Raw genomic sequence first — 24,333 nt, forward strand, 5'->3', positions numbered from 1 at the left:
CCGATTCGGCGCGCGAACGGGCGATCCTACGTCGACGCGCGATCAGGGCGTCACGGCGTTGTCGCTCGGCGCACCGCTACTCGCGGCGACCCGGCGGATACTCGAGAAATCGAGGGCGAATCGACGCGACGGCCGCTCACTCGATGTCGATCCGCTTCGAGTCGTCGTCCTCGGAGACCTTCGGCAGCCGGACGGTCAACACGCCGTTGGTGTAGCTGGCCGAGACCTCCTCCTCCTCGACCGGTTCGGGCAGCCGGATTCGTCGGCTCGCCGATTTCCCCTTCCGCTCCCGACGGATGTACGTCCCCTCCTCGTACTCGGCTTCCTCCTCCTGGGTCGCCTCGAGTCGGAGCGTCCCGTCGGTGAGCGTGAGGTCGATGTCGTCGGTGTCGTACCCCGGGAGGTCGGCGGTGACGACGAATTCGCCGCCCGTGTCCGCCACGTCGACGGCGACCGATCCGGGGACCGGAAAGCCCGTGTTCCCGCCGATCATCCCCTCCTCGACCTGCCGGCCGATGCGGTCGATCATCTCCTCGAGTTCGTCGAACGGATTTCGTCGCATGCGAGTCGGTACGCGCTCGAGCGGGATAAATTCTGCCCGCGGTAGAAGGACAGAACGCGGTCGGGTGCGGCGCGTCCGCTTCGAGCCGAATCGCGACGCCGAGTTCGGCCGTCCGGGCCCAAATCGTTATGGTCACGAGAGCGAAACGTTCCGACAACATTCGGTACCGAGGGTGTTCTGATGGGACTCGAGACGTCGACCGACTCCGAACTCGCCGCACAGCATGGAAAGCGCCGCCGACGCGTCGCGGGGGCGAGCCGTGGCCGGTAGACCGCCGGGGAACGAGCCGACGTTCCTCTACGAACTCGAGCGAGAGGGGCGGGAACTGGACCTGATCGAGTACCTTGAGCGAAGCGAGAAGCCGATCGTCCGCTACCGGGCGGCGGAGATCCTGGGCGGGCTGGCGACCGGCGTCGGTCCGGATTCCGACGCTCGGATCGGGCGCGCCCTCGAGTGGGCCGCCAGGCGCGACGAGGACGAGACGGTGCGCGCGGCGGCCGTCGACGCCCTCTACCTCCGCGACGAGGAGCGACTCGAGGGGCTGATCGAGGAGCTGGCCGCCGAAGGGATCGACGACACACCCGCGTGGGCCGACGTCGACCGGATTCCCGACCTCCTCGGCTCGGAACACCCGGAGTTTCGCCTGCTCGCCGCCGCCGCGCTGGGGGAGACGGGCGATCCGGATGCGGTCCCGTCGCTCGTCGACGCGTTTACCGACGCCGACGCGCGCGTTCGGGGCCGCGCCGTCCGCTCGTGCGGGAAGATCGGCGATCCGCGCCCTATCGACGCGCTCGCCGTCCGGTTGAACGACCGCCACGAGCGGGTCCGACGCGAGGCGGCCGCCGCACTCGCGTCGATCGGCACCGAGGGGGCCCTCGAGGCGCTCGCCCCCGCGGCGCGCGACGACGCCGAGTCGGTGACGCTGATCGCCGTCGGCGAACTCGGCCGGTTCGGGAACGCGACGCCGCTCCCGCTGCTGTTCGAGGCGCTCCGGGACCGGTCCGAGACCGTCGTCCGGACGGCGACCCGCTCGCTGCTCGAGTTGCTCGCGAACGCCCCGGTCGAGGCCCGCCCCGAACTCCGGGACGCGGTGACCGCGCGACTCGCCGACGAGACGGCGGGGTCCGGCGGCGCCCCGAGCGCGTCGGCGCTCGTCCCCAACCTCGTCGCCATCCTCAACGCCGGCGGCCCGACGCCGATCCGCCGGACCGCGGCGTGGCTCCTCGGCCGCATCGTCTCGCTCGCGGGCGACGACGGCGTCCGCCGACGGCGCATCGTCGGCGACCGCGACGAGATCACTTCGTGCCTGCTCGAGACGCTCGAAGACCCGGACGACGCGACCGCGACGTTCGCGACGGAGACGCTGATCGACCTCGGTGGCTACGACCTCCGCGAGCGACTCGAGGAGTTCCTCGAGCGCGACGACCTCCCGCCGGCGGCGGTCGACCGCGCCGAGCGCGCCCTCGAGGCGATCGACGACGAGATCCGAACCCCGGAAGCCGACGAGACGGTGGTCGACGCCGTCGAGTTCACGTACGTCGAACGGCCCTCGGACTACACGGCGAAGCGCCGCGACCGGGACGGCGAGGGGGCGGACGAGGGAAGGCGGGACGCCGAGAGGACGAACCGGAGGAAGCGGGGGGACGACGAAGCGGACGCCGAGGGCGACTGGGGCTGATCGGCCCGTACGGCCGCGAGATCGGCGGACGACGAACGGTCGGCGGCCCGAAGGTTTAGTGTACTGTGACGGAAAGGAGCGGTGACAAGCCGTATGGTTCACACGTGGCGGTGCTGGCGGTGCGAGTACGCGGTCTGGTCGGCGAGCGAGTCCGTGACGATCGAGAGCGGTCGATCCCACCTCCTCGCACACCACCGCGGTAACCTCTCGAGCGAAGGCTTCCGGATCCGCTGGCACTGTCCGTACTGCGAGCGGGCGCGGGTGAGCCACGGCCGCGACGAGGCGGTCGACGCCTTCGCCAGCCACCTCTTCGACCACGGCGACCACCGCCTGCGGTCGGGCGCGCACGTGGCCGACGAGTTCGATCGAACCGGGAACGTCCTCGTCCTGAGCCCGCTCGAAGGCGCCGGCGCGGACAACGCCCGGGTCCACTTCCTCTCGAGCAGCGACGTCGCGATCGTCGTCACGACCCGCGTCGCCGAGCGGGTTCGGCTGGTGAACCGGCGCCTCGCGGACCGGCCGTCGCAGACGATCGTCCTCACCACGAAGGCCGAGCCCCTCGAGGGGCTCGCGGGGGCGGACGTCTCGGGGACGGACCTCGAACTCGTCCAGTTGAGCAAGCGCCTCGGCCTCGGCGGGATCGGCGAGACGATCTCGCGGGTCGTCGCCGAGCACGAAAGCCCGGAGGCGACCCTCTCCGTCGAGTTCGACATCCTCCCGGAGCTCATCGCCAAGTGCGACCTCGAGACGGTGTTTCGCTTCCTCCACCTGCTCACCTCGCGCCTCGAGGGCGCCGGCGCACTCGCCCACTACTACTGCAATCCCGAACGTCGATCGCAGCCCACGATCAACCTGCTGAGCGAGCTGTTCGACGCGACGATCCGCGCGAGGGACGATCGATTCGAACTACGGGCGTGAGAGCGGGTCCCGTCACTCCGGGAGCGTCACCAACCCCTCTTCGAGCGCGTCCATGAGCACGTCCCGCGCGTGTCCGTCGGGGTTGACGCCCTCGTAAACCGCCTTCACTTCGCCGTCCGCGAGGAAGAAGGTCGTGCGCGCGGTCTTCCCGTCGCGAAGATCGACGCCGAACGCTTCGGCGAGTTCGGCGTCGGGATCGGCCAGCAGGTCGAACTCGAGGCCCTCGGCCTCGCAGAACGCCCGGTGATCCTCGACGTCGTCCGTCGAGACGCCGTAGACCTCGACGCCGGCCTCCCGGTAGGTCTCGTACTCGAGTTGGAACTGCCGCGCCTCGGTCGTACAGCCGGGCGTCTCGTCGCGCGGGTAGAAGTAGAGGACCGTCGGCCCCTCGAACTCGAGGGTGACCGCCTCGCCGTCCTGGTTCCGTGCCGTCACCGTCGGTGCGTCGGCGCCTTCCGAGAGCGTCATACGTCACGTCTCGTCCGTGGACCACAAACAGTTGCCGGGTTCACCCCACGGGAGTTCGTCCGAAACGTGGATCTCCCCGCCCGAAGACGGACGCCACCTCGTCACACGGCTCGAGACTCGAGGTCGAACCGACCGCGTGGCAAACTGATCAGTCGACGACGTGTTCGGTGTCGTACGATCCCAGTCGACGCACCCAGCCGTTCTCTGCCAGATCCTCGAGTTCGGCGATCGCCTCTTGCGTCCGGGCCTCGTACAGTCCGGCTTCGATGTCGACGTGGAAGACGTAGTCGCCCAGGCGCTGGCCGCTCGGGCGGGACTCGACGCGCGTCAAGTTGATGTCCCGGTTGGCGAAGGGGTTGAGCAACTCGAGGAGGAGGCCGGGGTAGTTCGCGTTCGGGTAGACGACGAGCGAGGTCTTTCCGCCGCCCTTGGACCGCTCCTCCGCGGGAGCGAGCGCGAAGAAGCGCGTCGCGTTGGAGTCCTGGTCCTGGATGTCCTCCGCGAGGATCTCGAGGCGTTCGTCGGCGTTGTCGGGGTGGCCGATCCCCGCGACGGAGGGATTCTCGCGGGCGTACTCGACGCCCTGGGCCGTGCTCGCGACCGCCTCGAGGCTCGTGTCGGGATACTCCCGGTCGAGGAAGGATCGACACTGGGCAAGCGCCTGGGAGTGACTGGCGACCGTCTCGAACTCCGCTCCCTGGGCGAGCAGCGCGTGTCTGATCGGGGTGACGATCTCGCGAACGACGGCGACGTCGTACTCCGCGACGGCGTCCAGGCTCTCGGTGACGCTCCCCTCGATGCTGTTCTCGACGGGGATGACCCCGCGGTCGTACTCGCCGCTGGCGACGGCGTCGACGATCGACGTGACGGACTGGCGGAAGTCGATCTCGTCGTCGATCGCCCGCGCCGCCCGGTGGGAGTAGGTTCCTTCGGGACCGAGCGTGACTGTGACCATCGCCTCGATATAGCGCGGAGCGCGTCAAAAGACCGTCGTCTCGAGCGGGCGGGCGCGGACGCGTCGAGCCGGAAACGTCGATCTGCCGCAACGTATATGCGAAAACCGGACGAATCCGAGACGAACACCCGACGACGGGGGATGACCAGGCCGACCCTGGACGGCTCCGGCAGGCGTTCGAGAACCTCTTTCGAAACGCCGTCGAGCACGGCTCGACAAGCCCTCGCTCACGGGTTCACGAGGACGCCGTGGAACACGGCGACGCGAACGAAACGCGCTCGATTCTCGTGGAGGGGACCGACGAGGGGGTCGCCGTGGAGGACGACGGTCCCGGAATCCCGCCGGAGAAGCGGGCGAAGGTCTTCGAGAGCGGCTACACCGAAGGCGGCGGGACCGGACTCGGCCTCTCGATCGTCTCGACCGTCCTCGAGGCCCACGGCTGGGAGGTTCGGGTCACCGAGGGGAGCCGTGGCGGTGCGCGGTTCGAGATCGAAGGCGCGACGGAGTCGACCCTCACGGGAGCGGACGAGCCGACCACGTGACGTCGACCACGAAAATCGGTCGTCGGGGGGTGAGCCGGATGCTCCTCAGTCGTCGGCGGCGACCGGAGAGTCGGCGGTAGGCGGTTCGTCCCCGACGAGCCAGCCGTCCCGGGTCGCCCGCTCCGCGACGCGGGGCTGGAACACCCACGCCGAGAGCGCCAGGATCGGGAGCATGGTGACCGCGACGACGGCGTACCCCCAGTGGAGGTTCGGCAGGAACGGCGCGGCGAAGAGCAGCGGGTAGATCGAACCGCCCGAGGAACCGATGCCGCCGACGACGCCCGCGACGGCGCCCGAGTTGTTCGGGAACATCGCCGGCACCTGGGCGAAGATCGCCCCCTCGGCGAACGCACAGCCCGTCCCGACGAGGAAGCCGACCGCGACCGCGGCGTAGATGCTGCCCGTCAGCCCGGCCGCGGTCATCCCGAACATCGCGAGGACCACCAGCACGAGGGTCAGGAACGTCCACTGCTCGCGGTACCGGCCCTCGAACCACGGCAGGATTTCCGTTCCTCGCGCGTGAGGCGGTCGCTGACGTAGCCGCCGATCGGACGGAGCAGACCGGCCGCGATCGAGAACGTCGCCGCGAACGTCGCCGCGATCACGAGGTCGCCCTGACCGAACCCCTCGCGGTAGTAGGTGCCCAGCCAGCCGTTCATCGCCAGTTCGAGGCCGAACGTCATCACGTAGGCGACCGAGAGCACCACCGCGCCGTAGCGGGTGGCGATGTAGAGCCACTGCTGGAGGCTCACGCCGTCTTTGGTCGCCTGGCGCTTCTCCGCGCTCTTCGCGGCGTCGCCGAGCATGTAGTAGACGACGCCGAGGACGATGGCGAGGACGCCCGTGTAGAAGAAGGCGGCCCGCCAGTTGGCGTCGAACAGCGGCCCGACGTATCCCTCGCCGAAGATCCGCGGCAGGGTGAAGTACGCGCCGATGCCCGCGCCGGCGTTGCCGATGCCGGCGAAGATCCCCTCGGCCGTGCCGAGTTCCTCCTCCTCGAACCACTCGGAGACGTGCTGAATCCCGATGACGAACGTGATTCCCGCCAGCGAGGCGACGATCCGCGAGGCGGTGAACACCTCGTAGGTCGTCGCGAACGCGCTAAGTATGCAGAAGATCCCGACGGTCACCATCGTGAACCCCGCGGTCACGGGCGCGCCGAGTTTGTCCGTGAGCGGGCCGACCACGATTCGACCGAGCGGGACGGCGATGACGGCCGCGCTCGAGACGACGCCGAGTTCGGCGACCGAGAGGCCGAATTCCTCGGCGATCTCGCCCGTGAACGGCGCGAACGAGAACCAGATGACGAAACCGAGGTTGAACATCGCCGTCGCCAGGAGCAGGTTCTTGTACTTGCCGGAGATCATGCGGCCACCTCGAGCGAGGGCGACCCCGCGACGGTCGGTTTCGCGGCCGATTCGATCGTCGTCCGCTCGAGGAACCGTCCGGACGGATCGTCGGACGAGCCGTCACGACGGAGGGTGACGGTCGGAGCGGACGAACCCGTGCGGAAATAACCCTCGAAGGGGGTCCGAGACGCGTTTGGATTCATATCGTAGTAATATATGGACGTTTGACCACCTATAAGCCTATTTATTAGTCAGACTAAACACGGTAACCCACACCCTACAAAGGTAGTTCGTATAATGGCGTACTATGACTCGACGTTCGAACACATATCCGAGATAGTGCAGCGTTCGTCGAATTTCGACGAGGTGAGGCGCCGATCGCCGTATTCCGGAGGATCGCGAACCCGACTCGTCGTCGGGAGACGCTCACAGGAGTCGTCGACGAGCGTTCGGTAGAATCCGTCGCACCGACGCCGATTCGCCGCCGCCGTCATCACTCGATCCTCGACGCACGCGGCCACCGCTATGCGGTCACGACGTCCGAAAACGCTCCGGTTCCTCGATCACTCCTCGAGGTGTTCGATACCCTGCTTCGAGACGTTCGCTTCCGTGATCTGGTTCGGCATCCAGTCGGGCTTGTCGTCCGGCGCCGTCTCCTCCCACGCCCACCCCTCGTAGATGTGAACCTTGCTCGTGCCCTTCTCGCGCAGCCGGATATCGACCCGGTCGGCCTCGTCCTCGCTGGGACCCGGCTCGAGTCGACGGGCCGCCTTCAGGGCGGCCTGCCGAGGAGTGTTGCCCGAAAAGACGCTCTCTTCATCTCCGTTCGAATCGCGCAGTGCGAAGTTCCGCTTACCGTCTTCACGTACCATGGTTTCCCTCCATGCCATGCCAGCACACGTTTCGACATAAAGATATCCCCGAAAATTGACCGACGGCGCCGGTATCTTTAAGTGAATTCGGTACACCATCTATCCGCAGTAACGCCAGCCGAAAGAAGGATTCTCGCCGCCGTTTCGCGCCGGCTTTCGAGCCCTCGACCGTCCCCGCGAGACGAATCGGGTCACCGATTGTGGCGTAGAAAACACTTAAGTATATCCTACGGCGAAGTTCGGGGTAGAGTCCCGCGATGGTACGGAAAAAGAAGCTGAGTCCAAGCGGTGCGAAAGACGAAGACGGTAACTACCACAACGTTCACCTCAACCTCCACGAGGACGAACTCGCAGTCGCGGGCATGGATATCGGCGACGAAGTGTTCGTTCGCGTCCGGGACGGCAAGATCATCATCCAGAAGGCCGACGAGGATGAGGTAGAACACGAATTCTAGGAGACGACCTTTTGCGCTGCGGTCCGTTACGCCGGCGGCAGCGTAGCTGCCGCACGGCGTTACGTCCCTCGGCAAAAGTGCTCCTCTCCGCTCGCTTCGCTCCGGATCGGTCGTCGGCCCGCTCGCTCACGTCGTTCGCTCGAGGTGCGACGCACTAGCCCCCGGCAGATCAGCTACCGGAGCGACGAGAATCACGAAAGCAAAACCGACCGAGAACCGTTCGCTCGAGGTGACCGGACCTACCGCAGCGCCTCGAGGTCGAATTCGAACGCCGCCACCGGCACCTCGAGGTCGTGCTCGACGAGGACTTCCGGGTGGACCTCGCCGACGACGCCCACCTCCTCGCCGTCGAGGACGACCGCGGCGGTGCGGCCGTCGATGAACGTCGGGTGCTCGGTCGGTGGGGTCTCCAAGTCGACGTCGAAGTTTCGAGCGATCGCCTGCAGGCGGGCCTTGGCGTCCTCGTAGGCCGCGTCGTTGCGCGCGAGGACCGCGCCTACGGAGCGGCGCTCGGCGACGCCGGTATTTTCGGACTCGTCGATTTCGGCGGCGAAGCCGATCTCGGCGAGGTCCTGCGGGTACCGACGGTGGGTGTTTCGCTCGAGGACCATCAGGAGCGAGGGGAGCACCCACGTCCGCAACATCGTGTAGTCCTCGCTGTAGGGTTCCTTGATCGTCGCGGGTTCGCCGGCGCCGTAGACGTCGTCTCCGGGGCTAATCTCGAGGCGACCGTAGTTCTCCGCCTCGCTGATCATGTGGAAGTTCAACATGTCCTCGAAGCCGAGGCCGACGAGCAGCTGGCGGGCGGCGTCCTCGAGTCGACTGCGTTCGTGGCGACCGCCGACGGTGCCCACGTCGGGGTACGTGGGCTCGAGGTCGTTGAAGCCGTAGGCCCGACCGAGGTCGTCGATCAGGTCGAGGGGGTGGAGGACGTCGACGCGGTATGGCGGTATCGTCACCCCGTAGACGAGGTCGCCGGTCCCCTCGTCTTCGGCCGTCTCCGCCTCGAGGCCAGATCGTTCGGCGAGGTCGACCACCTCGTCTGGGTCGAGGTCGATCCCGAGGATCGTCTCGATGCGGTCGTGGGAGACGGTCTTCGTCTTCGTCGAGAGGTCGGGCCGGACGAGTTCGGTGCCGACGTCGTCGTAGGCTGGGTCGTCGGGGTACTCGACGGTCACCTCCTCGATCGTCGCGCCGCGGGCGTCGAGGGCGTAGCAGACGATCGCGAGCATCTTGTCGATCGTCCACTGGTCGGTGCCGGTCATCTCGACGAAGAGGTCCCGGGAGTCCGTCGAGACCTCGGTCCGGCGGCCGTTGATCACCGGCGGGAACGAGAAGAGGCCGATGTCGTCGTAGATGGCGGGGTAGCGCTCGTAGCCGGCCACGAGGTCGGCGTACGTCTCGCCGGTGGGGTGTTCGGAGAGCACCTCCTCGGGGGTCACCTCCCGGTCGAAGTCGAGCGGGACGAACCGGTCCTCGGCGGGTTCGACCCCGACGTAGCGGATGCTGGGGTTGCCCTCCGTGGCGGGACTCCCCTTGAGCATCGTCAGGTCGTGGATGCCGATGGCGCCCTTCGCTCGCTTGCGCCCCATCGTCGCGTGGAGTTTCTCCTGCAACTGGATCAGCGAGTCGAGGGCGTCCTCGTCCAGGTCGACCCCGCGGACCACCGCGCCCGTCACGTAGGGGCGCTCGCCGGGGACCGACTCGTCGACCTCGATCGTCCAGTCCGGCGAGTTCGTCTTCGGGACGTAGACCCCGCGCGCTTCGCCGTACTGGTAGCGCAGCGAGCGGGCAACGCCCTCGACGGAGAGGCGATCCAGCCGGTCCGGGGCGAACTCGAGTTCGAACTCGCCGCCTTCGGTCTCGCCCTCGTACTCCAGTCCGAGGCCGAAGAGGTCCTCGATCAGGTCGTCGTCGCTCTTGTCCTCGTGGCCGGTCAGTTCGCGCAGTTCGTCGGGTTCGATCTCGACCGTGGGCATCAGTAGGTCACCTCCGTCTCGCGCAGCAGTTGCAGGTCACAGAGCGTCCCGTGGATGTCCCGGATGTCCTCGAATCCGTACATCAGCATGAGCAGGCGCTCGAGGGCGAGCCCCCACGCCATCACGTCGCAGTCGACGCCGAGGGGCTCGAGCATCTCCTCGCGGAAGATGCCCGAGTTACCGATCTCGACGAGTTCGCCCGTGGTTGGGTGGGTGCCGAACAGCTCGAAGCTCGGCTCCGTGTAGGGGTTGTAGTGGGGCTTGAACTCGATGTCGTGGATGCCGAACTGGGCGTAGAACTCCTCGAAGGTCCCCATCAGGTCCCGAACGGAGAGGTCCTCGGCCATCACCCACCCCTCGATCTGGAAGAACTCGAGCAGGTGCGTCGGATCGAGCGTGTCGTTTCGGTACACCTTCTCGACGCTGAAGAAGCGCGCGGGCGGTTCGATCTCGCCGATCCCCTCGCCCGCGAGGTAGCGCGCCGAGAGGGAGGTCGTGTGGCCGCGCAGCGCGAGCGCACGCGCGAAGTCCTCGTCCCAGGGCGAGCGGTAGCCCTCGCCGTCCTCGCCGACGCCCTCGCGGTGGGCGCGCTCGACGCGCTCGACGAGGTCCTCGGGCAGATCGTCGATCCGCTCCGGTTGCTCGAGGGCGAACCGGTCCCAGTGGGTCCGGGCGGGGTGGTCCTGGGGCATGAACAGGCAGTCGTTGATCCAGAAGTCCGCGTCGACGTGCGGCCCCTCCATCTCCCGAAAGCCCATGCCGACCAAAACGTCCTTGACCCGGTTCGCGGTCTGACGCAGGATGTGGACCTTGCCGCCGTCGAGTTCCTCCGCGTCGGCTTCGACGTTGTACTCGGCGAACTCGGCGTCGCGCCAGTCGCCGCTCGTGAGCAGTTCGGGCGTCACCTGGCCGACCGTCTCGGCCGTCTCGACGCCCGCCATCAGCTCCGTGACGCCCAGTTCGGTGAGCGTCACCGACCGAACGGTCGTCTCCGAGTGCTCGAGCAGGTCCCGGCGCTCGAGTTGCTCGAGGACGTCGTCGGAACTCTCGAGGGTATCGACCGGAACCTCCTCGGCGTCGCGCTCGGCGAGGTCCTCGAGCGCCGCCGCCTCGGCGTCGGCGTCCGGGTCGGCGTCCGGATCGGCCGTGATCTCGCCGCTCTCGATCGTGCCGTAGCCCTTCCGGGCGTAGTTCGAGAGGGCGATGTTCACCTGCGGGCCCTCGAGCCCCGAGGCGCCGATGACCCGCCCCATCTCGACGGGCTCCGCATCGGCGCCGGCCTCGAGTGCGGCCTCGTAGAGTCGAACCTCGGGGAGGCCGTCGTCGGCGTACTCGGATCCTTCCTCGGTCGGGGAGACCGTCTCCTCGACCGTTTCGTCGACGGCGACCAGTCCCTCCTCCTCGAGGGCGAAGACCGCGCCGGTGACGGTCTCCGGGGAGAGGTCCGTGGTCGCGGCGAGGGCGTCGACGGACTGTGCCTCGTCCGCGCTCGCGGTCTCGAGGACCGCGACCTGTGCGTGTGGGAGTTTCATTCGCTTGTTCGTATGGCTGCGTGTCGGTCAGTTAGCGCTTCCGACTCCGACTCGAGCGTTCGGGCGGGGAGCCCCACCCCCGAGTCGGCGGTTCCAGACGCGGTCGGTTTCACCGCGCGCGGCCGGTGTGGCCGCCCGCGGGTCCACCGGCCCGGATTCAACGGGCGAAGAAGAAGCCGAATCCCTCGAGCGACCGCCGCGTTCGACGCACGTCACCGGCACGAGCGTGGGATTCGGGTGCCATACTCGGGTGCAATCGGGACTCGAGTAAAAACATTGTGATCGGATATCACACGTCGAGGCGGCCATCCTAGTGCCGTGGCGCGCGCTGGCGGTGGCGCCGAGCACCGCGAGGTGCCGCCGCCGACGTCGTGCGAGGGACGGCACTGAGCGAAGCGAAGTGCCGAGGTTGGGGAGGACGAGGCCGTGGGTGGGACTGAAAGGGGTCGGTGCGTTCGTGGCGGCCGGCGGCTGCTAGCACCGCAGGCGAGCAATGTGAGCCGAGGAGCGCACGCCGTCAGCCGCCACGAACGCACCGGGGGCTTTCACCGTAGTATTCGGTTTCGACGATCTCGAGGGGGATTCGATTAGGCACTGCGTGTCGACTAACCCGGATGATCACCGTTTCGATGGATCGACTAGCGATTCGACACCCGCGTCGTCTCGAGCGGGGCCGGCGCGACCCACTCGAACCCCGATCGCTCCGCCGTCGCCCTCGCCTTCGGAATCGCGGACGGATCGAACTCGTCGTCGAACGCGATGCGCGTCTCGTCGGGTTCGACCGCCGGGAGTTCCGGGAGGAAGTCGTCGTCCTCGAGCAGCCCCGTCACGGAGACGTTCCGTCCGGTGTTCAGCGCCGCGCCGAAGGCGAGGTAGCGATCGTCCTCGGACTCGAACGTGACGTCCGATCCGAAGGCGTCGTTCGAGACGCGGCTCGTGGTCATCGTCCCGGAGAGGGTGAAGCCGTCGGTGCTCGCGTTCGCGTTTCCGTCCTCGTCCGCGGCATCGTCCGCGCTCGAGTCCGACTTCGCGTCCGTCCTGCCGGCACGTCCGTCCCGTTTGTCGTCACCGTCGCGTTCGTCGCCACCGTCACGTTCGTCGTCCCGGTCGCTCACCCGCGAGACGCTGGGAGAGCCCCGGAGTTCGAATCCGTCGGCCTCCCTCGAGGGGGACCTCGTGGGACTCGAAGACGAGTCTGACGACTCCCCCGTCGCCGTGTCAACCGTCGTCGTGCCATCCGTCGCCGTGCCAGTCGCGACTGCACCCTCCGCTCGAGTCGACGACGGTTCGGCCTCCTCGATGAGCGACCCCTCGGCCTCCTCGATGAGCGACTCGACGGACTCGAGCCCGCCCGGATCGGGATCGGGCCCGGTCGCCGACGGGGGCTCGCGTCCCACGTCGGGGGTCGACGATCCGCTCGAGCGTCGTTCGGCCCGCTCGAGGGCCCACTCGGGCCACGGCGCCGACTCGCCCGGACTCGCGCTGGCGTCCGCCGACCCGCCCGTGTCGGACGGAACGTACGCCTCGAGTCCGTGTTCGGGCAGTAGGTGACGGTCGAACGCCGCGATCCGCGGACCGTACTGCCCGCGCAGCCGCTCGAGTTCGTCGACCGCGATCAGCGCGGCCCGCCAGCGGTCGACCCCCGAGGAGAGCAGGACGAACCGCGCGCCCGTCCCCGCGAGGATCGACGCGTTGATCGCGCGGAGGACCGCGGGGAGGTTGTCCGACTCGAGGGGCGTCTCGGGGTAGCGAAACGTTCGCTCGCGGCTCCGGCCCGCGGCGTCGGCCGCGCGAAATCGAATTCCCGGTTCGCCGCGAGTCGACTCGAGGTCGAACGTCCACTCGACCGCCTCGAACACCGCCGACAGCTCGCGCTCGAGCTCCTCGGTCGGGTACCGGGCCGCACACTCGAGCCCCCGGGCGCTCCGGCAGAGCAGCCGGTGGACGACGGTCGTCCCGTCGCGCGAGGCCGAAAGGAGGTCCGCGAGGACGGACTCGAGCGGGCGGGAGGCGTCGGCGGTCGGCCGCGGCCCTCGATCCGGCGCGCTCCGCCGCTCCGCACGGGCCGCCGCTCTGACGTCCGCCGCCGTAACGCCGAACGCGCCGAGCACGTCGGCACAGCGCAGGGCGTCGCGGGTTCGGTCTCGGGCTCGATCGTCGGCGCGGCCTGATCGCATCGCAACGGCCTACACCGGTCACCGTTGTAGATTTTCCGCTCCGAACGGTCGATACAAAGCGAGCTCCTCGCCGACGGCCGTCGACGCGAGGCGATCGGTTGGGAGCAAGGCGACACGCCGAACGACCGCCGACGCGGTGTGCGACCGCCGACGCGGCGAGCGACTACCGATGCGGCGATCTATCGGCGACGCAGCGAGCGACCCCCAACGCAACCATTTATCGGCGACGGTTCGACCGATCTCCGACGAGACGGGTTATCGCCGACGCGGCGACTCGAGTTCGATATCGGTCTCCTCGAGGAGATCCTCGACCTCCGCGCGCTTCTCCTGGTGGTCGACGAGGAACTCCTTCATGAGCTGGGCGGCCTGCTCCTTGCAGTCGCCGCAGAGGCGCTCGCCGCCGACGCACTCGTCGTACACCCGCTTGGCGAACTCGTCGTCGTCCCCCGCCAGCAGGTAGGCGTACAGCTCGTAGACGGGGCACTCGTCGGCCCGGCCGCCGAGTTCGCGTTGCTTCTCGGCCGTCTCGCGGCCGCCGGTGGTGGCCGACTTGACCTTGTCGTAGCCGTCCTCCGGATCGTCGAGCAGCGAGATGTGGGAGGCGGGGATCGACGAGGACATCTTCCCGCCGGTGAGGCCGGTCATGAACCGGTGGTAAATCGACGACGGCGGCAGGAAGCCGTAGCCGCCGTGGTCGAGTTCGAGTTGGCGGGCCAGTTCCTCGGCCTCCCCGCGCTCGAGGTCGAAGGCGTCGACGTGGCCCTCGAAGACGCGTTTTTCGCCCTCGACGGCCTCGATCAGGGCCTCGAACGCCTCCTCGTCGGCCCTGCGGTCGAGGAACCGGGTGCGGGGGCGAAGCGGCTCCATCCCCGCGTTCTCGAGTTTGGTGATCGCCGACTCGAGGGCCGATCCGCCGTCGTCGCCGTACTCCGTTGCGAGCCACTCGGCCGCCTCCGTACAGCGAGGCACGTCGGGGTCCTCGGCGTACTCCTCGCGGGCCTCGTAGGCCTCGGCGACGACCTCGAGTTCCGCCGGGGTCGCCTCGAAACTCGCGTAGGCCTCCGTGACGCCGAAGTAGCGCATTCGGGAAGCCAGGTCCCGGGCCAGGCGGACGTGGGGGTCCTGGTCCGGCCCGACGGGGATCACGGTGGGTTTGGGCTCCTCGAGTTGCGGGTAGAGGATGTCGGCCATCTGGGTGACGACCGACTGCATGTGCGAGACGTCGGTCTCGCCGTCGAAGCCGTATATCGCCTGCAGTTCCGAGAAGTTGGCCTCGATGCCGAGTTCGAACGCGAGGTCCTGAACCTCGCGGTTCGTCGACTGGCGGTAGAGTTCGCCCTCCTCGGGGTCGAAGCCGAGCGCGAGCAGCGAGAGGAGGTAGTCCCGGGCGTGCTCGTCGATCTCCTCCCACGAGAGGCCGCGGGCGGAGTGGGCCTCGAGGTCGGCGATCAGGGCGTACGCCTCGGCGCCCTGCCGCTGGTGCCAGATGATCTCGTCGAAGACGAGCTTGTGGCCGATGTGGGGGTCGCCGGTGGGCATGAAGCCCGAGAGGACCGCTGCGTCGCCGCCCTCTCGCATGGCGTCGGCGACCGGCCGGTAGTCCCGGTGGCCGAAGATGACCCCCCGACGCATGAGGTAGTGGGGGTTCGGCACCTCCTCGAGGATCTGCTCGACCTCCTCGATGCCGAACTCCTCGAACAGCTTGCGGTAGTCGGAGACGGTCGAGGAGCCCCAGGGGTCGAGCGCCACGTCGTCGGCGCCTGCTGCTCCGCCGTCGGTTCGAACCGACGCGGGTCGCTCTTCCCCGGGTTCGGAGCGTGAAGTATCTCCGCGGTCGTCTCCGGTCATTACCCCGTTTTGGCCCCCCGCAGCGCAAAAACTTTCGCCTTCGCCGCCGCCTCCGTCGCGCCGGGGGAGTTCACTCTCAGCCGGTCTCCGCCGAACCGTTATGTCCCCCTCGCACGACTGGTCGCCCATGACGACGTTCCCCATCGTCACCGACGGCGAGGTGTACGACGCCTACGACTACGCGGGCGTGGTCGACGCGATGTACCGGGCGTTCGAAGAACACGCCGCGGGAACCCTCGAGGCGCCCGCCCGCTGGTCCGTCGACGCGGGTGAGGGGGCGCTGGTCTTCACCGCGGGCGCCGCGACGGGACCCGTGAACGCGTTCGGCTTCCGCGTCTACGAGACGTTCCCCGGGGCGGACTCGAGCGCCGAGAACACCCAGCTCGTCGCCGTCTACGACGGCTCGACGGGCGCGCTCGAGGGGCTGTTCGTCGGCCACGCGATCGGCCTCCTCCGGACGGGCGGCATCGGCGGCGTCGCGGTCGACTGCCTCGCCCGGGAGGACGCCCGCACGCTCGGCGTGCTGGGCTCCGGTCCCCAAGCCCGCTCGCAGGTCGGCGCCGCCTGCGCCGTTCGGGACTTCGATCGCGTGACCGTCTACAGTCCGACCGAGGCGAACCGGGAGTCGTTCGCCGAGACCGTCTCCGGCGAGGTCGAGCCGCCGGTCGAGGCGCTCGAGGACCCCGAACCCGTCGTCTCCGGGGCCGACGTCCTGATCTGCGCCACGAACAGCGAGACGCCCGTCTTCGACCTCGAGTGGCTCTCCCCCGGCACCCACGTGAACTCCCTCGGCCCGAAGTTCGCCGACGGCTGCGAACTCCCGCCCGACCTCTTCGACCGGGCGGACGCCGTCGCGACCGACTCGCTCGCGCAGGTCGACGGCTACGCGCGAAAATTCGTCGCCGACGGCGAGAACCGCGAGCGGATGGTCGACCTCGCCGACGTGCTCGCCGACTCGGCGCCGGGACGGGCGAGCGCCGATGCCGTCACGCTCTTTTGCTCGGTCGGGCTCGCCGGAACGGAGGTCGTCCTCGGCGAACACCTGCTCGAGACGGTCGCGTAGCCGTCCCGGTACGGGGGAGCGAATCGATTCTCAGCGGTCGGCGCTCTTCCAGTTGTTCTGCACCCACTCGCGCAACTCGTCCGAGCGCCGGTTGGCCTCGATCCCGGCCAGCACGACGGCGGCGAAGACGGCGTCGCCGTCCGGCCGCGGCGCGTCGCCGCCGACCGCGGTCTGGGAGTCGATCGTCGACTGGAGGGCCCGCTGCCCGTCCGCGACCGCCCGCCGGTCGAGCCACGCCGGCGGGCCGCCCACGACCAGTAGCCCTCGCTCGGCGCTGTCGCGGTCGCACTCGAGCGTGAGCTTTCCCCGCAGCGCCTTGTTGATCGTCGTCTCGACGGCCCGGATCGCGGCGCTGGCTTCGACGTCCGGTTCGGACTTCTTCCCGAACAGTCCGAGGCCGAACCGGGACCCGCCGCCCGTTTCGACCTCCTGTTCGCCGTAGCCGATCGTCGCGACGTCCGAGGTGTCCCCGAACACTCGCCGGAGGTCGTTCCCGTCGACGACCGACGTCGCGGCGGCCGCATCCGCCGTCGCGTCGGAGCAGGCGGCGAACGCGGCCACGACCCGCGTCGCGAACTCCCGGTTCAGACGGTCGCGCGCCTCCTCGAGCGACTCCCCGCGCCGGATCCACTCCTCGTTGTCGAAGACGACCACCGCGTTCGCGAGTCCGTCGAGGGCCTCGAGGGTGGCGATCGCGTTCGCCGCGGCGTACGGTCGCGGCGGGCCGTCGTCGGATCGCTTTACCCCCGTGCTCGCGGGATCTGCGTCGGTGCGGACGAACTCGCGGTCGGCCGGCAGCGTCGCGAGGACGTACACCGGCTTGTCGTACTCCCGACGAAGCTGCCTGACGAGTTCGGGGACGGTCCCCCCGCCGGTCGCGCCGCCCAGGCCGACCGCGACGAGAAAGCCGTCCGAGGCCGCCGGCCGTCCCTCGTCGAGCGCCCGGCTGAGTTCGTCGGCGTGCTCCCGACCGAACTCGAAGCCCCGCTCGACGTCGCCCTCGAGGCCGTCGTCGGTCGTGTGGCCGTACCGGTGGCGGTGGGTCTCCGGAATCTCGGCGTTCGCCGCCAGGTCCTCTGTGTCGGTGTCGAACGCGAAGGCGTCGCCGACGAACGGGTAGTCGGCCGGCTCCGCCGCCCGAATCGCCGACGCGATCCGACACCCCGCGCCGCCGACGCCGATCACTTCGAACTGCATCGCGTACACGTACCGAGCGGACCACTTTCATCCTTCCGCTCGGATCGGGGTCGAAATCAGGGCGTCAATCGCTCGAGTGACCACCACTCGATCGCCGCATCGGCGCCGTCGCCCGTCGAATCGTCGGCGCCTCGAGCGGTCTCGGCGTCCCTGTCGGCCGTATCGTCCACCAGCGCGAAGACCATCGTCTTGCGCACGCCGTGGGCCAGCCGGACGTCGAGCGCGAGGTCGCGCGGCTCGAAGACGTAGTCGGCGGGGTGAACGCGCACCAGCAGTTCCGAGTGGCCGAGGTCCGCGACGGACTCGACGTCGGCGTAGGTCCGGAAGTCAGCGCCGAACTTGTAGCCCGTCTTCGGAACGACGCCCCGCTCGCGCAGGTCGGTGTAGACGCGCAACCGCCGGTCGAACCGCTCGCCCTCGACCTCGCGACCCCGATCGCGGACGACCGACGGCTCGAGCGAGATCACCCCCCGCTCGGCGAGGTAGGTCGCCTCGAGCAGCGAACACTGCAGCGTCGGCTCGTCGTACTCCCGCCCCTCGAGTGGTTGGCCGTAGAAGTGCCGTTCGTAGAGGTCGAGCGGCGGCTCCCAGACGACGACGCGATCCGTCAGCAGGTCGGCCTCCACGTCGGTCGGGAGCGAATCGTCGGCGTCGGTCGAAGAGGAGTCGTCGCCAGCCGACTGCGAGGTGCCCCGCGGATCCAGCCGGTTCACATCGAAGTAGGTGATCTCGCTCTCCTCGTCGACGACCGCGAGGACGCCCTCCTCGAGGTCGCTCGCGGCGACGTCGGCCCGCTCGCCGACGACCCGGAGGGGATGCTCGATCTCACCGTCGCGCGGCCCCTTCCCGCGGGGGAACACCGCCAGGTCCGCCGACTCGAGCGGATTCGCTACCCACGGCTCGGTCGCCGGCGAGAGGTAAAAGCCCCGCGAGCGCAGGTCGGCGTAGACGAGAAAGCGGACGCCGAAGTCCGTACCGGGTTCGCGGGCGACGAACTCGCGGAAGTCGAGCCGGCGACCCTCCTCGTCGACGACCGCCTCGAGGTCGCCGCGATAGAGCAGGTGGGCCGCCTCGACCGGCGCCAGGGCGATCTCGTTTCCCTCGAGCGGGTAGCCGTAGCCGCGCGCGTCGTGGTAGCGCTGGCGCGCGTCGCCGGCGACGCGGACGACGCCGTCGCCGTCCGCTCCGCCCGCGTCCGGATCGAACCGCCCCTCGAGTGACATACTCGGGGGTTCGCTCGCCGGCACAAAGTGCCTGCGGATCTCGCTCCTGTAACGTGGCGTCGATCCGTCGGTCGTCAGGGCGAACCGAACGATCGCTACTACCTTGAAAGCCCCCAGAACCATCGGCTCGGGGGCCTCGCTTCGGTCCTCGGTCGCTCGCTTCGCTCACTCCCTGCGGTCCTTGCTCTGCGAGACGCTTCGCGTCTCGCCGATCCCTCGCTCACTTCGTTCGCGAGGACGTCGTCCGCCGTCGCCGATGGCCCTGGCCCCTTTCATTCCCGCCCGGCGGCGATTGGGCGGGCGGCTCTCGAGCGGCCGTGGGTTAGAGATCACCGTCAGTCGTCCCCCGCAGCCTCGAGCGCCGGTTCGAGGATCCGATCGCAGGTCGCGTCGAGACACCGGGTGCCCGAGCGGGTGTCGAAGGTGGGGAGGCCGCACCCGCACTCGCCGTCGATCACGCCGCTGGGGATTCGAAAGCCGGTGTCGCACTCCGGATAGTGTTCGCAGCCGGCGATGAGGCCGCCGCGGCGGAGGATCCGGAGGTCGCCGTCGCACGTCGGGCAGGACCACTCGCGGTCGAACGCCTCGCGAACCGCCGCGTCGAGGGACTCGCAGGTTCGGTCGATGCAGACGCGGAACGCCAGGCCGCGCTCGACGCGCATCCGGGGAAGACCGCAGTTGCAGCGGTCGTCGCGGATCGTCGCGTCGGACGGAACGCCGTAGCGGGCGTCGCAGTCGACGCAGTGAACGCCGCTCGAGCGCACGAGCGCGCCGCCGCAGTCCGGACAGTCGCCGAGGGGCGTCCCCGCGGCCGAGGCGGGGTAGTGGGCGAAGCCGTCCTGGTCGTGGGCGGCGATGCGCAGCGTCTGGGCGTCCTTCCTCGCGACGAGGGTGAAGCCGTCGGTCGGGTCGCTCGCGCTCGAGACGCTGTCGGCGCGGGTGAGCCACGCCACGGGCTGGTAGCCGTCGACGTCGTGGACGAGGACGGTGTTGTCGGGCTTGACGACCGTGGTGACTCGGCCGCGGTACTCCTCGCGGTCGGTGCCGTCGGCGATGACGGTGCAGTCGCCGGCGAGCACGCGGATCGCGTCGTCGATCATGGGCGGTCTGGCCGCGGGTTGGTATATAAACTCGAGGACGACAACCGGCGCGGCGGAACGGCTTTGTCGATCCCACCGGTCGATACCGGTACCGCATGCTCCCCGACGAGGTCTGGGCCCGGCACTCGAACCCGAAGAGCGGCTGGACGCGCCTCCTCGCGTATCCCGCGTTGATCTACGCCGTCTACGCGCGGTCGTGGCGGCTGCTCGGTGCGACGCTGGCGTTCCTCGCCGTCAATCCGTTCGTCTTTCCCGAACCGAAGACCGAACCGGACGACTGGATGTACCGCGTCGTCCGGGCCGAACAACGCTGGAGCGAGGCCGGGAGGCCGTTCGTCGGGGTGGGCTTCCCGCAGGTCATCAACCTGATCCAGGTCCCCGTGTTCGCGTACAACGTGTACTCGGCGGTTCGAAGGCGCCCGGTTCGAACGATCGTCTCCACCGCGGCGACCATGGCCCTCAAACTCTGGTTCGTCGACGAACTCGTAAAGCGGGACGATTCCACCCGGGAGTCGAACTGACGAGTACGGCACCGCTGCGTCCGGCTTCGAGGCGCCCGCCCGGCGGCGCTCGAGGCGGCCGGGGAAGCCGGATAGCGTAGCCGCGATCGGGCCATGCTGAGCCCGTGTTCGAATTAAGTGTCCCCTCGACCTACCTCTCCCCGTGAGTTCGAACACGCTGGACGAACGTGGACGGGCGGTCCTCGAGGCGGTCGCGGCCGAAGATCGGGTCGCCCTCGAGCGGCTCGAGACCGCGGTGGACGCGTCTCGAGGCGAACTCGATGACCGGCTGGCCCAACTGGTCGACAACGCGCTGGTTCGGGAGGTGGAGGTCGGCGAAGACGACGGGAACGCCGGTGACGGCGAGGGGAGTATCGCGTACGAACTGACCGAGAACGGAGTGCGCGTGCTCAACGCCACGCCGATCGGCGTCCGGGACCACCGGATCGACACGCCGGTCGAGGTCGAGCGGGCCGTCGAGGGGTTCTCCCTGCGTCCCGACGAGGAGGAGGCCGTCCGAAACGCCTTCGCGTTCCTGCGCTACTGGGGCGACGCGACGACCGCCGAGATCGTCGACGCGGCCTACAGCGAGGAGTCCGCCGGCTACGAGACGGGCGATCGCTGGTGGGACGAGTGCGTCAGCGACCGACTCGAGGCGCTGCCGGGCGTTCGCGTCGACTCGAGCGACTCGAACGGCGCCGAGAGCTCGAGCGGTTCGATCCCGGAGCTGTGGCGCTACGAGGGAACGGCGATCGTCGACCAGCCGGACGACGCGGACGGTCGGGACGTGGCGGATCCGACGGGCTCGCCGCCCCCGTTCGCGAGCGTTCGCCACGCGCTCGAGAAGCTGGCGCTGAGCGACGAGGAGCGGACGGCCGCGCGAGTCGCCTTCGCCGTCCTCTTCGATCGCGAGACGGCGACCGCCGAGGAGCTCGCGGAGCGCGCGGTCGACGAGCTGCCGGCGGGGTTCGACTCGAGCGAGGCGCTGGCGGGCCGGCTGTCGGAGTGCTTCGCCGACCTCCCGAACGTCGAGGAGGTGGACGCCCGGGGGACCGCGGCGTGGTCGTACCGGCCGTGAACCCGAGCGCGGCTTGAAATCGACCCGGTGAGCGTTATGTGCCTCACCGTGGGAGTGACGCCCGCATGAGCACGCCGCAGGAGAACTTCGAGATCGCACTCGACGACTCGAGCGACGCCGACGCTCGCGAGGAGGCGATCGGCGACCTCGAGACCGCGAACGAGTGCGCCCGACTCGAGGAGATCGTTCGGAACGACGGGCTCGACGATCGAATGCGGGAACGAGCGCTCGAGGGGCTGGCCAACCCCCAGTGTCGGCCGACGCTCGAGTCGGTCGCGGACGGCGACGACCTCGACGGCTCGCTCACCGAACGGGCCGAGTCGCTGCTCGAGGAGACGGCCGACGGAACCGGCGGGAGTCCGTAGCTCGCGAGCGCCATCGGAGGCCCCCGCCTCAGTCGTCCTGCTCCGGAACCGGACCGGGCGCGCGCTTTCGGTAGAGCAACCCCTCGAGGGCGGGTCCCGAGAGGACGTCGCCGTCGTGGGTGAACCGCGAGCCGTGACAGGGGCAGTCCCACGTCCGCTCGGCGTCGTTCCACCGGACGAGACACCCCATGTGGGGACAGGTGGCCGAGACGGCGTGGACCGTCCCCTCCTCGTCGCGGTAGAGACCCGTCGGGCGGCCGGCCCGGCGGACGATCCGGGCTTCGCCGGGGTCGGGGAGGTCGTCGCCGCCGGCGCCCAGCGAGGCGAGCAGCGACTTGATCCGGTCGCCGACGAAGCTGCCGCCGACCGTCGCGTTCTCCTCGAGGAAGGACTTCGCGGAGGCCCTGGGGGTGAACCGCAGGGGGTCGAACACGTCCGCCCAGGGGCTCGAGTCCTCGACGAGCAGGTCGGCGAGGATCATCCCCGCGGCGGTGCCGCCGGTCATCCCCCAGCCGCCGAACCCGGTGGCGACGTAGACGTCCCGCGCGAGCGGGTCGATCCGGCCGACGAACGGGACGCCGTCGACCGACGAGTAGTCCATCGTCGACCAGCGGTACTCGACCGACTCGACGGTGAAGTGCTCGCGCGCGAACGCCTCGCATCGGCGGTACCGCTCGGAGGTCGGCGGCCCCTCGATCGACGGTTTGTGGCTCTGCCCGCCGACGATGAGGAGTTCGTCGTCACCATCGACGGGATGCGTTCGGATCGTGTCCGAAGGCGAGGCGGTGCTGTAGTACATCCCCTCGGGCGGCTCCTCCTCGATGCTGACGGCCAGCAGGTACGCCCGGTGGGGGTGCATCCGCGAGAAGTAGCCCGCGCGGTCGAAGAAGGGAAAGTGCGTGGCGACGATCACGTCGTCCGCGACGACCTCGCCGCGCTCCGTCTCGACCCGGCAGGGGGTGCCCGGATCGACGTCCACCGCCCGCGTCTCCTCGAAGACGTAGCTTCCGTCGCCGTGGACCTGCTCGGCGATCTCGAGGAGGTACTTTCGGGGGTGGAACTCCGCCTGGTCGTCGAAGCGGATCGCCCCCTCGACGTCGAACGGCAGCGGCGTCTCCTCGACGAACGTGGCCGGCAGTCCGATCCGTCGAGCCGCCCGCATCTCGTCACGAACGTCGCTCACGTCGTCGAGCGAGGCCGCGTACGTGTACGCCTCGGTCCGCCTGAAGTCGCAGTCGATCCCGCCCTCCTCGACGCGGCGTTCGACTCGATCGATCGCCGCCTGGTTCGCCTCGGCGTACTGGCGCGCCTTCCGCTCGCCGAACTCCGAGAGGAGGTGATCGTAGATGAGTCCGTGCTGGGAGGTGAGCTTCGCCGTCGTGTTACCCGTCGTTTTCGAGACGATGCGGTCCGACTCGAGGACGGCGACGGTGTGGCCCGCCTCCTTCAACTCGATGGCCGCGGTGAGGCCGGTGATCCCGCCGCCGACGACCGCGACGTCGACGTCGACGTCGTCCGAGTCGAGGGGGTCGTAGTCGGTGTCGGGCGTGGTCGCCAGCCACAGCGACTCCGCGCGCGGGGAGTGGGGTGGAACGTCTGCCATGGGAGTGGTGTCCACCACGCACAACCCCAAAGGAGAGGGGGGTGCGCCCGCCGGCCGCGGACGACGGTCCCGGCCTCGAGCGACGGTCCCCGGTCCGTCAGGCCACTGCAGGCAGGCTGGCTTTCCCCGAGACGACGATAGCCCGGGTATGAGCCCGACCTTCTCCGACGACGACGTCGGGAAACGCATCGAAAACGTCGAAGGCGAGGCGATCGGACGCGTCACCGCCGTCGAGGAAGACGTCGCATACGGCGAGACGGACCCCGGGGTGACGGACTCGATCAAGGCGACCCTCGGGTGGGAGACCGACCGCGACGAAATCGTTTCCATCCGGGCCGACGACGTCAGCGAAGTCACCGACGAGGCGATCCGCCTCGAGGCATCCGGTGGGCTACACGACGAGGGCGAGGAGCGCGAGGGGGCCCACCACGGCGACGTCGTCGAGCGCCACGAGGACGCCGACGAGCGGAACGTCGGCGCCTCCGAGAGCGAGAACGCCGGGATTCGCGAGGCGGATTACGGCGACGCGAAGGTGCGATCGGGCGACGAGCGCCACCCGGACGACGCGGAGGCGCCCCCGGAGGGCGACGACACGGTCACGAAACGGCGCGGCGAGAAAGAGGGTCGGTGACGCCCTGGCCGCTCGAGTCGTCGTCCGCCGTCGACTCACAGCCCGAGCAGTCGCACGGCCAGTCCGAGGGCGACCAGTAGTACGCCGACGGCCGTGCCCACGAACGGCGGGAGGACCGGGATCGGAACGACGACGAGGACGACGCCGACAACGATCAGGATCGTCGAGGGGCGCACGACGGCGACTGCACCGCCATCGGAGATGCCCGTTGGCGTTGCCGTTGCAGGGTCACGAACCG

22 protein-coding genes and 1 pseudogene are annotated in these 24,333 nt (G+C 69.1%); 9 read left to right on the forward strand and 14 right to left on the reverse strand.

The genetic code is table 11. The annotated features are described in order from the left end of the window. Positions 1-136: 136 nt before the first annotated feature. Positions 137-562, reverse strand: coding sequence for an Hsp20/alpha crystallin family protein (locus RJT68_RS18120; protein WP_407037927.1), 426 nt, complete (start codon positions 560-562; stop codon positions 137-139). A gap of 259 nt (positions 563-821) precedes the next feature. On the opposite strand from RJT68_RS18120, the gene RJT68_RS18125 reads away from it, so the two are divergent. Then, entirely contained in the window at positions 822-2,240 is a 1,419-nt protein-coding gene (locus RJT68_RS18125; RefSeq protein WP_407037928.1) for a HEAT repeat domain-containing protein, read from the forward strand. A gap of 93 nt (positions 2,241-2,333) precedes the next feature. Further along, positions 2,334-3,158 (forward strand): DUF7504 family protein, encoded by an 825-nt coding sequence (locus RJT68_RS18130; protein WP_407037929.1) that lies wholly within the window; start codon positions 2,334-2,336, stop codon positions 3,156-3,158. A gap of 12 nt (positions 3,159-3,170) precedes the next feature. Here the strand turns inward: RJT68_RS18130 and RJT68_RS18135 are convergent, their stop codons facing one another. After that, positions 3,171-3,626, reverse strand: coding sequence for a peroxiredoxin (locus tag RJT68_RS18135; protein WP_407037930.1), 456 nt, complete (start codon positions 3,624-3,626; stop codon positions 3,171-3,173). 148 nt (positions 3,627-3,774) lie between these two features. Beyond that, the gene (pheA, locus tag RJT68_RS18140) at positions 3,775-4,581 is read right to left on the reverse strand and encodes a prephenate dehydratase (protein WP_407037931.1); all 807 of its coding nucleotides are present in this window, start codon (positions 4,579-4,581) and stop codon (positions 3,775-3,777) included. A 113-nt stretch (positions 4,582-4,694) separates the two neighbouring features. On the opposite strand from pheA, the gene RJT68_RS18145 reads away from it, so the two are divergent. Further along, positions 4,695-5,123 carry a sensor histidine kinase gene (locus RJT68_RS18145; protein WP_407040407.1) on the forward strand — a complete coding sequence of 143 codons (429 nt, stop codon included), beginning with the start codon at positions 4,695-4,697 and terminating at the stop codon, positions 5,121-5,123. Positions 5,124-5,168: 45 nt separating this feature from the next. Here the strand turns inward: RJT68_RS18145 and RJT68_RS18150 are convergent. Next, a pseudogene (locus RJT68_RS18150) lies at positions 5,169-6,490 on the reverse strand (MFS transporter). Positions 6,491-7,035: 545 nt separating this feature from the next. Beyond that, a complete protein-coding gene (locus RJT68_RS18155) occupies positions 7,036-7,344 on the reverse strand; it encodes a non-histone chromosomal MC1 family protein (RefSeq protein ID WP_407037932.1) in 309 nt (102 codons plus the stop codon). A 257-nt stretch (positions 7,345-7,601) separates the two neighbouring features. Here RJT68_RS18155 and RJT68_RS18160 point away from each other — a divergent pair, with 257 nt between their 5' ends. Further along, positions 7,602-7,799: a hypothetical protein gene (locus RJT68_RS18160; protein ID WP_006066039.1), complete on the forward strand. Its 198-nt coding sequence runs from the start codon at positions 7,602-7,604 to the stop codon at positions 7,797-7,799. A gap of 239 nt (positions 7,800-8,038) precedes the next feature. Here the strand turns inward: RJT68_RS18160 and pheT are convergent, their stop codons facing one another. From pheT to RJT68_RS18180, 4 genes are all read right to left on the reverse strand, one after another. Further along, positions 8,039-9,778 carry a phenylalanine--tRNA ligase subunit beta gene (gene pheT, locus RJT68_RS18165; RefSeq protein ID WP_407037933.1) on the reverse strand — a complete coding sequence of 580 codons (1,740 nt, stop codon included), beginning with the start codon at positions 9,776-9,778 and terminating at the stop codon, positions 8,039-8,041. Beyond that, entirely contained in the window at positions 9,778-11,310 is a 1,533-nt protein-coding gene (pheS, locus tag RJT68_RS18170; RefSeq protein WP_407037934.1) for a phenylalanine--tRNA ligase subunit alpha, read from the reverse strand. Before pheS ends, pheT begins: the two co-directional genes overlap by 1 nt. Positions 11,311-11,948: 638 nt before the next feature. Further along, positions 11,949-13,487, reverse strand: a complete 1,539-nt coding sequence (locus tag RJT68_RS18175; protein ID WP_407037935.1) for a hypothetical protein — start codon at positions 13,485-13,487, stop codon at positions 11,949-11,951. Between the two features lie 255 nt (positions 13,488-13,742). Beyond that, positions 13,743-15,335: a tryptophan--tRNA ligase gene (locus tag RJT68_RS18180; RefSeq protein WP_407037936.1), complete on the reverse strand. Its 1,593-nt coding sequence runs from the start codon at positions 15,333-15,335 to the stop codon at positions 13,743-13,745. Between the two features lie 127 nt (positions 15,336-15,462). Between RJT68_RS18180 and RJT68_RS18185 the strand changes: the two genes are divergently transcribed. Next, positions 15,463-16,398: an ornithine cyclodeaminase family protein gene (locus RJT68_RS18185; RefSeq protein ID WP_407037937.1), complete on the forward strand. Its 936-nt coding sequence runs from the start codon at positions 15,463-15,465 to the stop codon at positions 16,396-16,398. A 30-nt stretch (positions 16,399-16,428) separates the two neighbouring features. Here RJT68_RS18185 and RJT68_RS18190 read toward each other — a convergent pair whose 3' ends face one another. The 3 genes from RJT68_RS18190 to RJT68_RS18200 all read right to left on the reverse strand — a co-directional run bounded on the left by RJT68_RS18190 (position 16,429) and on the right by RJT68_RS18200 (position 19,918). Then, a complete protein-coding gene (locus RJT68_RS18190) occupies positions 16,429-17,595 on the reverse strand; it encodes an FtsZ/tubulin family protein (protein ID WP_407037938.1) in 1,167 nt (388 codons plus the stop codon). A 56-nt stretch (positions 17,596-17,651) separates the two neighbouring features. Continuing rightward, positions 17,652-18,818 (reverse strand): tRNA-intron lyase, encoded by a 1,167-nt coding sequence (gene endA / locus RJT68_RS18195; RefSeq protein WP_407037939.1) that lies wholly within the window; start codon positions 18,816-18,818, stop codon positions 17,652-17,654. Positions 18,819-19,153: 335 nt separating this feature from the next. After that, positions 19,154-19,918: a topoisomerase DNA-binding C4 zinc finger domain-containing protein gene (locus RJT68_RS18200; RefSeq protein WP_407037940.1), complete on the reverse strand. Its 765-nt coding sequence runs from the start codon at positions 19,916-19,918 to the stop codon at positions 19,154-19,156. 95 nt (positions 19,919-20,013) lie between these two features. Between RJT68_RS18200 and RJT68_RS18205 the strand changes: the two genes are divergently transcribed. From RJT68_RS18205 to RJT68_RS18215, 3 genes are all read left to right on the forward strand, one after another. Next, entirely contained in the window at positions 20,014-20,439 is a 426-nt protein-coding gene (locus tag RJT68_RS18205; RefSeq protein ID WP_407037941.1) for a DUF6653 family protein, read from the forward strand. 142 nt (positions 20,440-20,581) lie between these two features. Beyond that, a complete protein-coding gene (locus RJT68_RS18210; protein WP_407037942.1) occupies positions 20,582-21,496 on the forward strand; it encodes a hypothetical protein in 915 nt (304 codons plus the stop codon). A gap of 65 nt (positions 21,497-21,561) precedes the next feature. Further along, positions 21,562-21,861, forward strand: a complete 300-nt coding sequence (locus RJT68_RS18215) for a hypothetical protein (RefSeq protein WP_407037943.1) — start codon at positions 21,562-21,564, stop codon at positions 21,859-21,861. Positions 21,862-21,889: 28 nt separating this feature from the next. On the opposite strand, the gene RJT68_RS18220 is transcribed toward RJT68_RS18215, so the two are convergent. Further along, positions 21,890-23,464, reverse strand: a complete 1,575-nt coding sequence (locus tag RJT68_RS18220) for an FAD-dependent oxidoreductase (protein WP_407037944.1) — start codon at positions 23,462-23,464, stop codon at positions 21,890-21,892. Between the two features lie 148 nt (positions 23,465-23,612). Between RJT68_RS18220 and RJT68_RS18225 the strand changes: the two genes are divergently transcribed. Next, a complete protein-coding gene (locus RJT68_RS18225) occupies positions 23,613-24,095 on the forward strand; it encodes a hypothetical protein (protein WP_407037945.1) in 483 nt (160 codons plus the stop codon). 35 nt (positions 24,096-24,130) lie between these two features. Here RJT68_RS18225 and RJT68_RS18230 read toward each other — a convergent pair whose 3' ends face one another. After that, the gene (locus RJT68_RS18230) at positions 24,131-24,271 is read right to left on the reverse strand and encodes a hypothetical protein (RefSeq protein WP_407037946.1); all 141 of its coding nucleotides are present in this window, start codon (positions 24,269-24,271) and stop codon (positions 24,131-24,133) included. Positions 24,272-24,333 lie beyond the last annotated feature (62 nt).

Origin of the sequence: Halovalidus salilacus, from assembly GCF_031852275.1 — an archaeon.
GTDB lineage: Archaea > Halobacteriota > Halobacteria > Halobacteriales > Natrialbaceae > Halovalidus > Halovalidus salilacus.

What these genes read in the sequence shown, in the direction of transcription:
- RJT68_RS18130 (WP_407037929.1), top strand. Translation starts at nt 2,334, where the DNA reads ATGGTTCACACGTGGCGGTGCTGGCGGTGCGAGTACGCGGTCTGGTCG.
- RJT68_RS18215 (WP_407037943.1), top strand. Translation starts at nt 21,562, where the DNA reads ATGAGCACGCCGCAGGAGAACTTCGAGATCGCACTCGACGACTCGAGC.
- pheA (WP_407037931.1), bottom strand. Translation starts at nt 4,581, where the DNA reads ATGGTCACAGTCACGCTCGGTCCCGAAGGAACCTACTCCCACCGGGCG.
- RJT68_RS18160 (WP_006066039.1), top strand. Translation starts at nt 7,602, where the DNA reads ATGGTACGGAAAAAGAAGCTGAGTCCAAGCGGTGCGAAAGACGAAGAC.
- RJT68_RS18155 (WP_407037932.1), bottom strand. Translation starts at nt 7,344, where the DNA reads ATGGTACGTGAAGACGGTAAGCGGAACTTCGCACTGCGCGATTCGAAC.
- RJT68_RS18185 (WP_407037937.1), top strand. Translation starts at nt 15,463, where the DNA reads ATGACGACGTTCCCCATCGTCACCGACGGCGAGGTGTACGACGCCTAC.
- RJT68_RS18180 (WP_407037936.1), bottom strand. Translation starts at nt 15,335, where the DNA reads ATGACCGGAGACGACCGCGGAGATACTTCACGCTCCGAACCCGGGGAA.
- RJT68_RS18120 (WP_407037927.1), bottom strand. Translation starts at nt 562, where the DNA reads ATGCGACGAAATCCGTTCGACGAACTCGAGGAGATGATCGACCGCATC.
- endA (WP_407037939.1), bottom strand. Translation starts at nt 18,818, where the DNA reads ATGTCACTCGAGGGGCGGTTCGATCCGGACGCGGGCGGAGCGGACGGC.
- RJT68_RS18190 (WP_407037938.1), bottom strand. Translation starts at nt 17,595, where the DNA reads ATGCAGTTCGAAGTGATCGGCGTCGGCGGCGCGGGGTGTCGGATCGCG.
- RJT68_RS18205 (WP_407037941.1), top strand. Translation starts at nt 20,014, where the DNA reads ATGCTCCCCGACGAGGTCTGGGCCCGGCACTCGAACCCGAAGAGCGGC.
- RJT68_RS18200 (WP_407037940.1), bottom strand. Translation starts at nt 19,918, where the DNA reads ATGATCGACGACGCGATCCGCGTGCTCGCCGGCGACTGCACCGTCATC.
- RJT68_RS18135 (WP_407037930.1), bottom strand. Translation starts at nt 3,626, where the DNA reads ATGACGCTCTCGGAAGGCGCCGACGCACCGACGGTGACGGCACGGAAC.
- pheT (WP_407037933.1), bottom strand. Translation starts at nt 9,778, where the DNA reads ATGCCCACGGTCGAGATCGAACCCGACGAACTGCGCGAACTGACCGGC.
- pheS (WP_407037934.1), bottom strand. Translation starts at nt 11,310, where the DNA reads ATGAAACTCCCACACGCACAGGTCGCGGTCCTCGAGACCGCGAGCGCG.
- RJT68_RS18175 (WP_407037935.1), bottom strand. Translation starts at nt 13,487, where the DNA reads ATGCGATCAGGCCGCGCCGACGATCGAGCCCGAGACCGAACCCGCGAC.
- RJT68_RS18220 (WP_407037944.1), bottom strand. Translation starts at nt 23,464, where the DNA reads ATGGCAGACGTTCCACCCCACTCCCCGCGCGCGGAGTCGCTGTGGCTG.
- RJT68_RS18225 (WP_407037945.1), top strand. Translation starts at nt 23,613, where the DNA reads ATGAGCCCGACCTTCTCCGACGACGACGTCGGGAAACGCATCGAAAAC.